The 13,633-nt window shown below is 67.1% G+C and carries 11 protein-coding genes and 2 rRNA genes; 3 read left to right on the top strand and 10 right to left on the bottom strand.

The annotated features are described in order from the left end of the window. Positions 1-78: 78 nt before the first annotated feature. Both FBX97_RS09695 and FBX97_RS09700 read right to left on the bottom strand, forming a co-directional pair. Entirely contained in the window at positions 79-1,281 is a 1,203-nt protein-coding gene (locus FBX97_RS09695) for an MFS transporter (RefSeq protein WP_141830702.1), read from the bottom strand. 63 nt (positions 1,282-1,344) lie between these two features. Next, positions 1,345-2,394 carry an NAD(P)-dependent alcohol dehydrogenase gene (locus tag FBX97_RS09700; protein ID WP_141830704.1) on the bottom strand — a complete coding sequence of 350 codons (1,050 nt, stop codon included), beginning with the start codon at positions 2,392-2,394 and terminating at the stop codon, positions 1,345-1,347. A gap of 295 nt (positions 2,395-2,689) precedes the next feature. Here FBX97_RS09700 and FBX97_RS09705 point away from each other — a divergent pair, with 295 nt between their 5' ends. Continuing rightward, positions 2,690-3,400: a trimeric intracellular cation channel family protein gene (locus FBX97_RS09705; protein ID WP_141830706.1), complete on the top strand. Its 711-nt coding sequence runs from the start codon at positions 2,690-2,692 to the stop codon at positions 3,398-3,400. Here FBX97_RS09705 and FBX97_RS09710 read toward each other — a convergent pair. The 3 genes from FBX97_RS09710 to FBX97_RS09720 form a co-directional block, all read right to left on the bottom strand. Further along, positions 3,397-3,987 (bottom strand): PEP-CTERM sorting domain-containing protein, encoded by a 591-nt coding sequence (locus FBX97_RS09710; protein ID WP_141830708.1) that lies wholly within the window; start codon positions 3,985-3,987, stop codon positions 3,397-3,399. The genes FBX97_RS09705 and FBX97_RS09710 overlap by 4 nt on opposite strands. 168 nt (positions 3,988-4,155) lie before the next feature. Next, complete coding sequence (locus FBX97_RS09715) at positions 4,156-4,869, bottom strand: SDR family oxidoreductase (RefSeq protein WP_141830710.1); 714 nt, start codon at positions 4,867-4,869, stop codon at positions 4,156-4,158. Positions 4,870-4,957: 88 nt separating this feature from the next. Continuing rightward, positions 4,958-5,554 (bottom strand): TetR/AcrR family transcriptional regulator, encoded by a 597-nt coding sequence (locus tag FBX97_RS09720; RefSeq protein ID WP_141830712.1) that lies wholly within the window; start codon positions 5,552-5,554, stop codon positions 4,958-4,960. 103 nt (positions 5,555-5,657) lie between these two features. Here FBX97_RS09720 and FBX97_RS09725 point away from each other — a divergent pair, with 103 nt between their 5' ends. After that, the gene (locus tag FBX97_RS09725; RefSeq protein WP_141830714.1) at positions 5,658-6,368 is read left to right on the top strand and encodes a hypothetical protein; all 711 of its coding nucleotides are present in this window, start codon (positions 5,658-5,660) and stop codon (positions 6,366-6,368) included. Here the strand turns inward: FBX97_RS09725 and FBX97_RS09730 are convergent. The 3 genes from FBX97_RS09730 to FBX97_RS09740 form a co-directional block, all read right to left on the bottom strand. Next, on the bottom strand, positions 6,354-7,727 hold the full coding sequence (locus tag FBX97_RS09730; protein ID WP_221631773.1) for an MBL fold metallo-hydrolase: 1,374 nt from the start codon (positions 7,725-7,727) through the stop codon (positions 6,354-6,356). The genes FBX97_RS09725 and FBX97_RS09730 overlap by 15 nt on opposite strands. A 50-nt stretch (positions 7,728-7,777) precedes the next feature. Beyond that, positions 7,778-9,076, bottom strand: a complete 1,299-nt coding sequence (locus tag FBX97_RS09735; RefSeq protein WP_141830716.1) for a glycoside hydrolase family 28 protein — start codon at positions 9,074-9,076, stop codon at positions 7,778-7,780. A gap of 99 nt (positions 9,077-9,175) precedes the next feature. After that, positions 9,176-10,777: an NAD(P)/FAD-dependent oxidoreductase gene (locus tag FBX97_RS09740; RefSeq protein ID WP_141830718.1), complete on the bottom strand. Its 1,602-nt coding sequence runs from the start codon at positions 10,775-10,777 to the stop codon at positions 9,176-9,178. Between the two features lie 162 nt (positions 10,778-10,939). Here FBX97_RS09740 and FBX97_RS09745 point away from each other — a divergent pair, with 162 nt between their 5' ends. Beyond that, positions 10,940-13,234, top strand: coding sequence for a hypothetical protein (locus tag FBX97_RS09745; protein ID WP_141830720.1), 2,295 nt, complete (start codon positions 10,940-10,942; stop codon positions 13,232-13,234). A gap of 84 nt (positions 13,235-13,318) precedes the next feature. Here the strand turns inward: FBX97_RS09745 and rrf are convergent. Together rrf and FBX97_RS09755 are read right to left on the bottom strand one after the other, a co-directional pair. Then, positions 13,319-13,431, bottom strand: a 5S ribosomal RNA gene (gene rrf, locus FBX97_RS09750). Positions 13,432-13,553: 122 nt separating this feature from the next. Continuing rightward, a 23S ribosomal RNA gene (locus tag FBX97_RS09755) occupies positions 13,554-13,633 on the bottom strand; the annotation flags it as partial.

A 13,633-nucleotide genomic window follows, 5' to 3' on the forward strand; every position in this document is an offset into this window, starting at 1 on the left:
CGACTGCCTCGGCGGGCGTGCGCGGACGCAGGCGTTCGGCCAACGGCGTGCGAGCGCCCTCACCGCCCGCGTCCTCGCTCATGCTTTTGCTTCGCGCCCGGCCGCCCGTGCAGCCAGCACCGTCATCGCGGCGCCCGCCAGCAGCATCAGGGCGCTGGCGCCGAAGGTCGCGCCGTAGCCGACGGCGTCGAACAGCAGGCCGCCGGCGCTGGCGCCGATCATGATCGACAACTGCACTGTGGCCACGATCAGGCCGCCGCCGGCTTCGGCATCGTGCGGCAGGGTCCGGGCCAGCCAGGTCCACCACCCCACCGGAGCCGCCGTCGCCACCAGGCCCCAGCATGCCAGCAGCACCGCCGCCACGGCCACCGAGCCGCCGAACGCGGCCAGCAGCACGCCGATCGCCGCCATCAGCACCGGAATGAAGACCAGCGTCCGGTACATGCCGTTCTCCAGGAAGCGGCCGATGAAGGTCGTGCCGACCACGCCCGCCACGCCGACCAGCAGCAGGAGCAGCGACAGCGTCTGCACGCCGGCATGCGTCACCGATTCCAGGAAGGGGCGCAGGTAAGTAAACAGCGTGAACTGACCCATGAAGAACAGGCCGCTCGCGGCCATGCCCAGCGCCACGGCCGGCCGCGTCAACAGCTTCAGCACGTTGGCGGAGCCCGCGGCCTGTTCGCGCCGCATCGGCGGCAGGCTGACCACCTTCCAGGCAAAGGCCAGCGCCGCCACCGGCACCACGCAGAAGAAGGCGCCGCGCCAGCCGATCACGCCGCCCAGCCAGCTGCCGAGCGGCGCCGCGACCACCGTCGCCAGGGCGTTGCCGCCGTTGAGGATGGCCAGCGCGCGCGGCACCCGCGCCGGCGGCACCAGGCGCATCGCGGTGGCCGCCGACAGCGACCAGAAGCCGCCGATGGCGATGCCGATCAGCGCCCGCCCGACCATGAACATCGTGTAGTCGGGGGCATAGGCCGCGACCGTGCCCGAACTGATCATGAGGCCGGTCAGCGCCAGCAGCAGCACCTTGCGGTCGAGCCGTCCGGCCAGCACCGGGATGAGCAAACTGGTGGCCAGCGCAAAGGCGCCGGAAATGGCGATCGCCTGGCCGGCCTGCCCTTCGCTGATGTGCAGCTCGGCGGCCACCGGCGTGAGCAGGCTGACCGGCATGAATTCGGACGCGACCAGCGCGAAGGCAGCCAGCGACAGGGCGAACACGGCGCCCCATGCCGCGGGCTGCTCCAGGCGCGTGCCGGGAGCCACGGAAATATTTGGATTCATCGAAGCAAAAAGAAAAAGCCGCCCCCGCGCAGCGCACGGGCGGCGGCTTGGAAAAGAAAAGGCTTAGGCCGCGAGGGTCGCGTTATCGATCACGAAGCGGTACTTGACGTCGCCCTTGAGCATGCGCTCGTAGGCCTCGTTGATCTCGTCGGCACGGATCATTTCGATGTCGGCGACGATGTTGTGCTGGGCGCAGAAGTCCAGCATCTCCTGGGTCTCGGGGATACCGCCGATCATCGAGCCGGCGATCGCGCGGCGCTTGGTGATCAGGTTGAACACCTGCGGCGACGGGTGCGGCGTGGCCGGGGCGCCGACCAGCACCATGGTGCCGTCGCGCTTGAGCAGGTTCAAGAACGCGTCCAGGTCGTGCGGTGCCGCGACGGTGTTGATGATCAGGTCCAGGGTCTTGGTGCGGGCCGCCATCGCTGCCGGATCGCGCGACACCACCACTTCGTGGGCGCCCAGCGCTTCGGCATCCTTGATCTTCGATTCCGAGGTGGTGAAGGCGACCACGTGGGCGCCCATCGCGCGCGCCAGCTTGATGCCCATGTGACCCAGGCCACCGATGCCGACCACGCCGACGGTCTTGCCCGGACCTGCGCCCCAGTGACGCAGCGGCGAGTAGGTGGTGATGCCGGCGCACAGCAGCGGCGCCACGGCAGCCAGCTGTTCTTCCGGATGGCTCACGCGCAGCACGAAGCGCTCGTGCACCACGATCTGCTCCGAGTAGCCGCCCAGCGTGTGGCCGGGGGCGTCCTGGGTCGGGCCATTGTAGGTGCCGACCATGCCGTCGCAGTAGTTTTCCAGGCCGTCTTCGCAATCCGCGCAGTGCTGGCAGCTGTCGACCATGCAGCCGACGCCGACCAGGTCGCCGACCTTGACGCCGTGCACGTGGCCGCCGATGGCGGACACGCGGCCGACGATCTCGTGGCCAGGCACGCACGGGAACAGCGTACCGGCCCATTCGGCGCGCACGGTATGCAGGTCGGAGTGGCACACGCCGCAGAAGGCGACGTCGATCTGGACGTCGTGCGCACCGGGTGCGCGGCGAACGATGTCGAGGGATTCGAGCGGCTTGTCGGCGGCCAGCGCGCCATAGGCTTTCACAGTCATGTTGTCCTTTGAAGATGTCATGTTGGTCGGCGGTCCATCCCCGACCCAGTGCGCATGATAATGGCAAATCATCACAAGCGGGCGCATGAATGCTGCATGACCTTATGATTGGCGCTCATGAATCGGGCGCAAGATTGATGAACGTAAGTACGATAACCCGACAATGCCGCTGTCGCGCGCCGCCGATGCAGCCGGGCGCAGCCCTTCCGCGCCAGGCGCGCAAGCCTCATAATGTCCTGTTGTCCGCGGCGCGCCAGCGCAGGACGTACCGATTTCCGAATCCAGGCTCGACGAGATGTTTCCCGCTGTTTCACTTGACGCTGTTTCACTTGATGTAGGCACTGCGCTGCGGACCCTGGTCCTGACGCTCGACCTGCTCGGCACCTTCGTGTTCGCGCTCAGCGGCGCGGTGGCCGGCGTGCGCCGCCGCCTCGACCTGTTCGGCGTGCTGGTGCTCTCTTTCGTTGCCGCCAACTCGGGCGGCATCGTGCGCGACCTGCTGATCGGCGCCACGCCGCCGGCCGCGATCGGCGACTGGCGCTACCTGGCGGCGTCGATCATGGCGGGCGTGCTGATCTTCTTCTGGCATCCGGGCCTGCGCCACCTGCGGAACACCGTGCTGGTGCTGGACGCGGCCGGACTGGGCTTGTTCTGCGTGGCCGGCGCCCAGAAGGCGCTGGTGTTCGGCGTACAGCCGTACATGGCGGCGCTGCTCGGCATGCTGACCGGGATCGGCGGCGGCATCGCGCGCGACGTGCTGCTGTCCGAGATCCCTGCCGTGATGCGCGCCGAGGTCTACGCGGTGGCGGCGCTGGCCGGCGCCACCGTGGTGGTCGCGGGCGATGCGCTGGGCTGGCACAGCGCCACCATGGCCTGTGCCGGAGCGGCGCTGTGCTTCGTGCTGCGCTTGGCGGCAATCCGCTACGACTGGCATCTGCCGGTGGCGCGCAGCGGCGAGGCCGACGCCGCGGCGGCAGAAGCCGATCGCGGACGCGACGGGCGTTAGGAAGGCCTGCGCGCGGTGACCCGGCGGCGGCTGGCGTAACCGAGCGCGCCAAGGCCGGCACCCAGCAGCAGCAGCGAGGCCGGCTCCGGCACCTCGCCCGGCTGGTCCGGCCCGCCTGCCGCTTCCACGTTGAAGGTCAGGGTACCGGTGTTCCACTGGCCGTCCGGACCCGTCAGGTCGTCCACATCCTCGTAGAACTCCAGGCGCAGGATGCCGTCGGCGCCGACATTGAAAGCGATGCCGAGGTCGACGAGATCGTAGGCATCGGCATAGCTTGCTGTTCCCGGCACGTCGTTGCCGATGCCCGGGAAGAAGGTGAAACCGGTGCTCACGCTCGAGTCGGACACTGCCAGTCCGAGTTCCGACAGCCAGCTCGGTGCATAGGCGCTTAGGTTGACCGCGAAGGAAAAACCGGTGATGGCCGAATTCGCGCCGACGTCGAAGGTCAGCACCGTATTCGCCGAATTGCCGAGCGGTGCATTGCTCTGGACGTTGGCGAGATTGACCACCAGCGGGGCGGCAAACAAGGATGAACAAGCGAAGACCGACAGGCTGACCAGCAGTTTACTGACAGACCTCAACAACATGGCAACCTCCTCGTAGTAAGAACTTACAAGGTAAGCAACACTCGTGCCTAACAATTGTCGGATCGTATGTCCTTGATTCCAATGAGAATATTTTTTTCTTTAAAGTTCCCGCAAGGAACTATGTAAAATCCGGCGACAGCAGAGCCACCGGACCTCAGGCAGCCCGAGTCAAGCCTCGCGCGCCACGCTGTCGAGGTAGATCCCGGGATCGGCCGCCAATCCCTGCCGCACCCGCTGCGATAGCTCGTCGATCAGCACCTCCTTCGCGCCGTCTTCCAGCGCCGCATACGCCTTGGCGACGACATCCGCCGGCGCCAGCTTGGGCAGGTCGATGCCGCGCGTGAGATCGGTATCGATGAAGCCGACATGCAGTCCCAGCACCTGGGTGCCCTGTCCCTGCAGCGCAATGCGCAGGCCGTTGGTCACGCTCCACGCGGCCGATTTGGTGGCTGCATAAGCACCCAGGCCGGGCGTGCTGATCCAGCTCGCCACCGACAGCACGTTCAGAAACGCGCCGCCGCCGTTGCGTGCCAGGACCGGGGCAAAGGCCTGGCTGACGCGCAGCAGGCCGGACACATTGGTATCGAACATGGCACGCAGGGCGTCGATGCTGCCCGCGTCCAGCAGGCCGCCCATGGTGGCGATGCCGGCGTTGTTGACGACCACGGTGGCGTCGCCGCAGGCGGCAACCGCCGCGTCCACCTGGGCCGGGTCGTTGACGTCCAGCCGTACCGGTATCACGCCCGGCAACGTGACGCTGGCCGGATCGCGTGCGCCGGCGTAGACCTTGCGGGCACCGGCGGCGAGTGCCTGGCGGGCGAATTCCAGGCCCAGGCCGCGGTTGGCGCCGGTGACGAGGACGGTGGCATTGTCGAGTTTCATGCTGGCTCTCCTGATGATCGAAATATGACGTGTGTCATATTTGGTGACGAAAAAAGTGCCGCGGCTTGCGCCGGCGGCACCGGTGGAATCAGCCCGCCGTGGCGGGACGGTCGTATTGGGCCAGCAGCGCATCCCTGCAACTGCGCAGCACGGCATTGCGTGGTTCGGCCTGCAGCACCCGGGCGATCTGGACGGCGCCGACCAGCGTGCTGGCGATCACCATGCCGGTGCCGGCGGCACTGCGTGGCGGCAGCGCCCGTTCCACCGCGCCGGCCAGGTGCAGTACCCGCCGTTCGGCCACCTGGCGCAGGGCCGGTTCGCCGCGCGCCAGGTCGGCGCCGAGCGCGGCCACCGGACAGCCCTGGTCGAGCGCCTCCACGTGCCGCTCCGACAGGTACTCTTCGACCAGGGCGCGCAGCGGACTGGCCCCCTCGGCGATACGGGCCTGGAGACGCTCGCGCATACGCGCCGCACTCTGTTCGCCGGCATGCTCGACGGCGGCAGCCAGCAAGTCGTCGCGCGATGCGAAGTGGGCATAGAAGCCGCCGTGGGTCAGCCCCGCTTCCTTCATCACGTTGGCAACGCCGAGGCCGGCGTAGCCGTCGCGGCAGATGGCGCGGGCGGCGGCGTCGAGAATGCGTTCGTGCGATTGTTCGCGGCGGGTCTGCTTGAGGTCCGTGGACATGGCTGCGGCATTCAAAATATGATGAACCTCATATTATTGCCGTCATATTTGACTGTCAAGCGTTTGCACTACAATGGCCGTCCCTTACCGTATCCGAGAAGCCATGAGCACGACCGACCTTCCTTTCCGCGCCACCACCGGCGAAGCATGTGCCTGGCTGACATTGCAGACCGGCACGCCGTGGACCCTGGCGCGCCTGCTCGAGCACGGCATGACGCCCTATGTCTGGCTGGACTATGACCCTGCGATGCCCGAGCTGTTCGGCGATGCCAACGGCGGCTACGCAGCGCCGGTATTCTTCGAAGGCGACGTCGCGCGCCTGCTGGCCGGCAGCGAGGACGTGCTGATCACGATGACCAAGGATGCATACCGGATTGCGGTGCACCTGCCGCCACCGGGCTTGCGCTATCCGCTCGAGGCGCTGCGTTTCCAGAAGAAGGACCTGGAAAAGCTGCCGGGCAAGCTGAAGCACGATGCAGCGGCGGCGCAGAAGACGCCGGCCCCGGCGACCGAATCGCAGTTCGGCATCGGCAAGGCCGAGGTGCTGGAAGCCTTCGGCCGCATCGTGCGCATGGACCTGGACAAGGCGCTCGACGAAGCCATCGGCATCTTCGGCGACGACGGCGCGCGGGTGAAGGCGAGCGCGCGCAAGTCCAAGCGCAACGCGGTCTGGAACCCGGTGACGCTGGCGCTGGGCCTGCACGACGTCTACCGCGCACCGCTGGGCGCCCTGAAGCGCGCCTTCAAGACGCACGGCTTCCTGCACGCCTGGGAAGGCGACTGGGAGCAGTCGCTGGCTCTACTCGGGAAGTGAACGCGCCAGCAGGCGCCGCAGCTGGGCCGCCTGGTAGGCGCCGAAGGTGTCGCTGAACAGGCAGCGGATCAGCGGGTCGTCGACCACGTCGGCGTCTTCGAGGTCGCGCTCGGTGGCGGCGTCGAACACCGTGTCGTTGATGCGCAGGTACATCGTGGTCAGCGACTCGCCCTCTTCCAGCGCGCCGTACAGCTTGGTGGCGGGGATTTCGGTGGTCCAGCCGAGCGGCGCATCGCTGTCGTCGAGCCGCGCCGGGCCGCCGGGTTCGAGGCGGTAGCGGAAGTGGGTCGCCTGCCCCGCGTGGTCGAGCAGCGACAGGCGCCAGATGCGCGGCTGGTCGAAGTAGTCCGAGGCGGCGTCGATCTCGCCGTATTTTGCCGGCAGCGTGGTGCGGCAGTACTCCAGCACGCGCGCAAACTGGTCGGGCGCCAGCGGCGCGAAGTGGCGCGCGATGTCCGCGGTCGGCGGCGGCGCGGCGTTGCCTTCGTAGACGTAATCGACGTCCTGCGGGCCGATCGGGATCACCCAGTCCAGGGGCGGCGCCGGCCGCAGCGTGCCGGCGTCCAGCTGCACCGAGCGCGAGGGATCGAGCCGCACCACCTGCGCCGCCGGCAGCGCCGCGCCGACCTCGCGCGCGAACTGCGCATAGGTGATCGGGAAGAAGGCGCGGTTGTACCAGGACCACGGCTCCTGCAGGAACTGGCAGGAACTCGGCACCACGTAGCGCGGCGCCAGCGCCTGCAGCTGCGGGATCCATTCTTCCGGCAGCGTCGGCGGCGCCGGGGTCGAGCGCGACGGCGCCAGTACCTCGATCTCGCGCATGGTCTGGAACGGCCACAGCACCATGTCCCACGGCCCTTCCTGCACCAGCTGGGCAAGGGTGCCGTCGTCGATCCAGGAATCGACCACGTTCAGCACGTTCAACCCGGCCGCCTTCACCTGGAACATCGAATCGACGTCGGCATCCATCGCTTCGCGCGGGATTACCTGGAACGGGCCGACCGTCACCGGCACGTCCAGCCGCAACGGGTGCACCTGCGTGAAGCCCAGCTGGCGCACCATGTCGAACAGTTCGTCGAAGATGCAGTAGATATGGATCGGCGTGGCGCGGTCCAGCAGGTCGAGGCTCTCGAGCGAGCAGTGGTCGTCGTGGAAGTGCGAGATGAACACCGCGTCGAAGCGCTGCCGGCGGATCGCCTCGTGGTCGAAACGCAGGTCCGGAAAGGCGTGGCAGTTGCGGCTGAACGGATTCTCGAAGATGGTGTCGAAGGCGATGCGCGTGCCTTCGCAGGCCATCACGTAGCCCGCGTGGAGGATTCTCGAAATCGTGATGGTATTGCCGGGTGCTGCCTGGTGCATGGTCGCCTCGCTGCTGGAGGCGGCATTTTACAAGCTTGGCGGCGGCGCCATCAAACCGTGAACGGCTTGCCGTTCACGACCACGTTCTCCAGGCGCAACCCGGCGGCGCCGCTGACCTCGAAGCCCGTGCTGGCCAGCCGCAGGTCGATGTCCTTCAGCAGGACGGCGCCGATCTCGGTCTGGCCCGGATTCGGCTTGATCGTGCCCAGCGTGCCGAAGCGGCCCTTGATGTTTTCCAGGCTGATGTTGCGCACGGTGGAGCGCGGCGGCGGCGCCCCCTTCAGGTCCACGTACTGGGTCCAGGGCTGCATGCTGATCACGGCGCCGCCCGCCGAATCCAGGGTCAGGTTGCGCAGGTGGATGTCTTCGTATTGCTGCGGGGTGTCCGGACGCAGCTTGAGCACGGCGATGTTGCCGACGCCGGTCGCCGTGCAGTTTTCGACCACGACGTCGCGCACCACGGTGGCCTCGCTTCCCAGCGTCATGACCGAATGGCCGCGCCGGAACACGCAGTTGCGCACGCGGATGCGTTCGACCGGCGGGCTGTCCCGGTCTTCCAGCGCGTGCGGGCCCTTCGAGCCCTTGGCGGCGATGCAATCGTCGGTGACCGAGAAATGGCAGCCCTCGATGGTCACGTCGCGGCAACTGTCGAGGTCGATGCCGTCGGTGCTGGGCGCCTGCTTGTAGTCGTCCGGCACCTGGAAGCGCGCATTGCGCACCACCACGTCCCGGCAGTCGTACAGGTGCAGGTTCCAGAACTGCGAATCCTTGAACGTGACGCCTTCGATGGTGACGCCGCGCGAGCGCTCGATCAGGGCCAGGCGGGCGCGCGGCACGCCCAGGTTGGGGAAGTTGCGCTTGTCCGGCGCGGCGTTGCGCAGCTTCCAGAACAGGTCCCAGACCGGACGCCCGGCGCCGTCCAGCGTGCCTTCGCCGCTGATCTTCAAGCCATCGCAGCCGCTGGCGTTGATCAGGGCCGGATTGAAACGGTCTTCGAAGTGGCCTTCGATGCGCGTGCGCCGCACCGGAAAATGCTTCATGTCGGTCGAACACTTCAGCACCGCACCCTGGTCGAGGTGCAGGTGCACCTGCGGCTTCAGGAACAGCGCGCCGCTGACGAAGACCCCGCGCGGCACCACCACCGTGCCGCCGCCCTGCCCGGCCAGGTGGTCGATCGCGGCCTGGATCGCGCGGGTGTTGACCGTCGCGTCGTCGGTGGCGTCGTCGTCGATGGCGCCGAACTCGGTGATCGAGCGTTGCTGGGGCGCCGGCGTGGCCGCGTGGAGCGCCGTGGGCCAGAGCGGCGAAGCGAGCAGGGTCAGGGCGAGGCGGCGGCGTGTCGGGTCCAAGCGGGTCTCCGGTAGGCTGTTCTGTTTGCGGCCATCATACCCGGCAGCGGGGCGGGTGCTGCGATCAACTTGCTGCGCGAATTGGCGCGCCCTGCTGCGTCAGCGGGGGCGCCGGCCCAGGTCGCGCAGGATTTCGCGGGCGGCATTGTGGCCGGGCGCACCGGTCACGCCGCCGCCGGGATGGGTGCCGGAACCGCAGGTGTACAGGCCCGCAAGCGGTCCGCGGTAGTCGGCATGGCCGAGCATTGGACGCGCCGAGAACAGCTGGTCGAGTCCGAGCGCGCCGTGGAAGATGTCGCCGCCGACCAGTCCGAAGGTGCGCTCCAGGTCGAGTGGACTCAGGATCTGGCGGCCCAGCACCGCGCGCCTGAAGTTCGGCGCATGGCGGTCGACGGTGTCGATCATCAGGTCGGCCACCCGTTCGCGGTGCAGGTCCCAGCTGGAACCGTCGGGCAGTTCGGGCGCCACGTGCTGGCAGAACAGGCTGGCCACGTGCTGGCCGGGCGGCGCCAGCGTCGCATCCAGCGTGGATGGAATCAGGACCTCGACGATCGGCGCGCGCGCCCAGCCGAAGGCGCGCGCATCGTGGTAGGCGCGCTCCATGTACTGCAGGCTGGGGGCGATGATGATGCCGCTGCCGTGGTGCTCGGCCGCCTGGTGTCCCGGCAGGCAGCTGAAGTCCGGCAGTTCGGACAGCGCCACGTTCATGCGGAAGGTGCCGGACCCGCAGCGCCAGGCCTGCATGCGCCGCAGGAACTCCGGCGGGAGCGCGCCCGGGTCGACCAGGCGGGTGTACAGCAGGCGCGGATTCAGGTTCGAGACCACCACGCGTGCGTCGAGCCGCTCGCCCTTTGCGGTGACGACGCCGGTAGCCCGGCTTTTATCCAGCAGGACCTCGTCGACTGCGCAACCGGTGCGGATGTCCACGCCCTGCTTTTGCGCCGCCACGGCCATCGCCTGGGTGATCGCGCCCATGCCGCCGACCGCATGGCCCCAGGCGCCCTTTTCGCCGTTCACTTCGCCGAACACGTGATGCAGCAGCACATAGGCCGAGCCGGGCGAATAAGGACTGGCGTAATTGCCGACCACGCTGTCGAAGCCGTAGGCCGCCTTGATCGGCGCGCTGTCGAACCAGCCATCCAGGTAATCGCCGGCCGACTTGGTGAACAGGTCGAGCAGGCCGCGCTGCGCCGCCAACGGCAGCTTGCGCATGCGGTTGCCGAGCTTGCCGGCCTTGATCAATTCGGGCAGCGCGGTCAGCCAGCCGCCTTCGACCCGGTTCGGCGGCGTCTGCAGGACCAGTTCGCGCAGCACATCGGCGGCGACATCCAGCTGCGCGGCATAGGCGTCGAGGCGGCGGGCGTCGCGTTCGGAAAACTTTGCCACCTCACCGGCGGTCCTGCCGGCGCCGACCTTGAGGTAGCGTCCATCGTCGAGCGGCAGGAAGTTGGACAGCGGGCGCTCGACGATACGCAGGCCGTGCGCGGCCAGGTTCATGTCGCGGATGATCTTCGGGTTGAGCAGCGAGACCGTGTACGAGGCGACCGAGTTGCGAAAGCCCGGGTGGAATTCCTCGGTGACCGCCGCGCCGCCGACGACGGCGCGCTTTTCCAGGACTGTCACCTTGAGGCCGGCGCGGGCCAGGTACCAGGCGCAGACCAGGCCGTTGTGGCCGCCGCCGATGATGAGTGCATCGCGCATCCCCGTCTCCCTGTCGATTCGCTACCGTGTTGCACTTTTGATACGCTCGCGCATGCAGTGTAAATACATCGCTGAATTGACGCCATCGCAAGTGTCGGCTGTCTTACCATTTCAGTAACTCTGCGTTTCAATGTACCTCAAACTACGACTATGGGAGGTGGAATGAACAAAGGCAGTGTTGCTGTCATCGCCGTACACGGCGTGGGCCATCACGAAGCGGGCGCGACATCCGCCTCCATCGCCAAGCAATTGCAGTGCGCGGATCCGGCCAGCTACGGCAGTTTCGCCTGCACGCCGACGCACATCGCGGTCAGTACCGAGGACCTTGCGGTACCCGCTTCCAGTCGCGCCACGGTGGCGGCACAGAGCAGCAAGTTGCCGCGCACGGTGGCCGCCGCCGCACGCGGCGCCAGTCCGGACGCGCACGGCGTCAACGCTACCGACATCGACTTTACCGCGATCACGCTGGCCGGCGGCGGCGACTACAAGGACAACTACGTGACGACGCGCATGCGCTGCAGCCGGCCTGACCAGACCACGGTCGACGTGTTCGAGATGTTCTGGTCCGACTTGTCCCACGGCGGTACCCAGGGCGGCTTGACGGCCGTGCGCCAGATGATCCAGCTGTTCCTGCACGTGGCCAGCCTCGGACGCAGCGCACTCGGTTCCCTGCTGGCCTCGCGCGGCAATCGTACCCGCATCCCGGTGCTGCAGTTCATCTACGGCGCTTCAGCCTGGGGCTACTGGCTGCTGGCGGTGCCGATCGCGCTCGGGAACATCCTGATGCTCTGCCTCGGGGTCGCCTTCCTGGCGCTGCTGGTGCCGAGCGGCGACGCCGGCCGGATCGGCACGGCCGCCATGATCGGCATCACCGCTGCCTGCGGACTCGGCTTTTTACTGCAAAAGCGGATGCGCCGGCCAGAGGCACCGAGATGGGTGCAGCGCCTGGCCCTGCCGACGATCTGGCTGAGCGGCATCGGCCTGGCCGCCCTGGGCAGCTGGCAGGAGAGCAGGCAGTTCCTCCTGTCGGCCGACGCGGCCTTCATGCTGGCGCTACCGCTCTCGCTGCTGGCCGGTAGTGTTTTCGTGCGGCGCTACGAGATCAGCCGGCCGGGCGCCCTGAAAGCCTGGGCAGTGATCCTGATGGGCGCGGTGCTGTGGGCTTTCGTGGAGATCGGGGTCATGGCGGCCAAGGGCATCACCCTCACCCCCTTGAACTGGTTCGTGTTCTTCGTCGAAGGCCATTTCGCCTGGCTGGTCCTGGCATGGGGCGCGCTGGCGCTCGTCAATCTCGCGCTGCTGGCCGCCGGCATGGTTGCGAAATACCGTCATCCTTACGAAGACGTCCGGCGCTCGATCGATACCGGCCTGATCGCCGCGGCGGTGCCGGCACCGCTGCTGCTGGTCGTGGTGCTGACGCTATGGAGCGGGTATGCGGCGCTCCTCCGGGACCATGCGCCAGGCTTGATGGCGACGGTCGTACCGACGGCATGGGGTGACGCCACCACGACGCTGAGCGACCGCCTGAAGACGCTGATCGATCTGAGCGCGAGCCCGGCTGCGATCCCGTTCCTGGTATGCATGGTCGTGGCTTTCGCGTGCGCTGTCGTCGCCTTCCTGCCCTCGGTCATCGCAGAACTCCTGCCGCCGCCCGCACCCACCCAGGGCGAGCGCACACTCGGCCTGTGGCGCTGGCTGAACCAGGGTTTCCGGCTGCTGCAGGCTGCGAAGTGGATTGCCGTCGCCGCCTTTTTCCTCCTGCTGCCGGCCGGCGCCTTGCTGCAGTATCGGCCCGCCTTTCCGTGGACGAGCCAGGATCTGGGGGTGGTGGTGGGCGGCAGCGCGCTGGCCTATCTGTCCTTGACGCGTCTGATGGGTGGGGTCTCGCTGGGCAGGCTGTCCAGGGCGTTCGCTTCGCTGCGCGTCGTGATCGACACCGCCATCGACGTCGACAACTGGCTGCGCGAGCGTCCGGTCGGCGAAACGCCGCGCCTGCGCATCATGGCGCGCTACGTCTCGCTGCTGCGCCATTTGAAGAGCGAAGGCTACGAGCGCATCGTGGTGATCAGCCATAGCCAGGGGACGGTGATCACACTGGACCTGCTGCGCTACCTGAAGGCGCGCAATCCCGGGTTCCTGGCACAGCTGGCCCCGATCGACCTGCTCACCTTCGGATCGCCGCTGCGCCAGTTGTATGCGGCGCGCTTTCCGGGGATTTACGGCTGGGCCAGGAACGCCAACCTGTCCGACGCCGGCCTGGCAAGCTGGGGCAATGGCTACGGCAGCGGGGACTACGTCGGGCGCAATCTATGGGCAGGAAATTTGCAGACGCTCCTGCAGCCGACGCCACCCCACAAGCAGGGATGCTATGAATTCTGTACCGGCGCCCTGGGCCATATTCATTACTTCGACAAGCACTCACCGGGTGTGGCGACGGCGATTCTGGCAGCGCTGTAAGCCTTCGTCCATTTGACGGCATCGAGAAAGCAAAAAACCCCGCAGAGATCACTCTGCGGGGTTTCGCTTACTACTCATTAATTAGCCTGACGATAACCTACTTTCACACTGGTTGCAGCACTATCATCGGCGCAAAGTCGTTTCACGGTCCTGTTCGGGATGGGAAGGGGTGGTACCGACTTGCTATGGTCATCAGGCATAAACTGTACGAGTGCGCTTCCCTGTGCTGGGCGCCACTCTGAATCCGGAAGAAGTATTGTTTTTTGAATCTGGGTATCAACAAACAGCTGTCATCTCAACCTTGTACTGCCAAGGTTATAGGGACAAGCCGTACGGGCAATTAGTACTGGTTAGCTTAATGCATTACTGCACTTCCACACCCAGCCTATCAACGTCCTG

Source organism: Herbaspirillum sp. SJZ107 (assembly GCF_006715485.1).
Lineage (GTDB): Bacteria > Pseudomonadota > Gammaproteobacteria > Burkholderiales > Burkholderiaceae_D > Telluria.

What these genes read in the sequence shown, in the direction of transcription:
- FBX97_RS09725 (WP_141830714.1), top strand. Translation starts at nt 5,658, where the DNA reads ATGAGCACGACCGACCTTCCTTTCCGCGCCACCACCGGCGAAGCATGT.
- FBX97_RS09745 (WP_141830720.1), top strand. Translation starts at nt 10,940, where the DNA reads ATGAACAAAGGCAGTGTTGCTGTCATCGCCGTACACGGCGTGGGCCAT.
- FBX97_RS09710 (WP_141830708.1), bottom strand. Translation starts at nt 3,987, where the DNA reads ATGTTGTTGAGGTCTGTCAGTAAACTGCTGGTCAGCCTGTCGGTCTTC.
- FBX97_RS09695 (WP_141830702.1), bottom strand. Translation starts at nt 1,281, where the DNA reads ATGAATCCAAATATTTCCGTGGCTCCCGGCACGCGCCTGGAGCAGCCC.
- FBX97_RS09720 (WP_141830712.1), bottom strand. Translation starts at nt 5,554, where the DNA reads ATGTCCACGGACCTCAAGCAGACCCGCCGCGAACAATCGCACGAACGC.
- FBX97_RS09715 (WP_141830710.1), bottom strand. Translation starts at nt 4,869, where the DNA reads ATGAAACTCGACAATGCCACCGTCCTCGTCACCGGCGCCAACCGCGGC.
- FBX97_RS09700 (WP_141830704.1), bottom strand. Translation starts at nt 2,394, where the DNA reads ATGACTGTGAAAGCCTATGGCGCGCTGGCCGCCGACAAGCCGCTCGAA.
- FBX97_RS09740 (WP_141830718.1), bottom strand. Translation starts at nt 10,777, where the DNA reads ATGCGCGATGCACTCATCATCGGCGGCGGCCACAACGGCCTGGTCTGC.
- FBX97_RS09730 (WP_221631773.1), bottom strand. Translation starts at nt 7,727, where the DNA reads ATGCACCAGGCAGCACCCGGCAATACCATCACGATTTCGAGAATCCTC.
- FBX97_RS09705 (WP_141830706.1), top strand. Translation starts at nt 2,690, where the DNA reads ATGTTTCCCGCTGTTTCACTTGACGCTGTTTCACTTGATGTAGGCACT.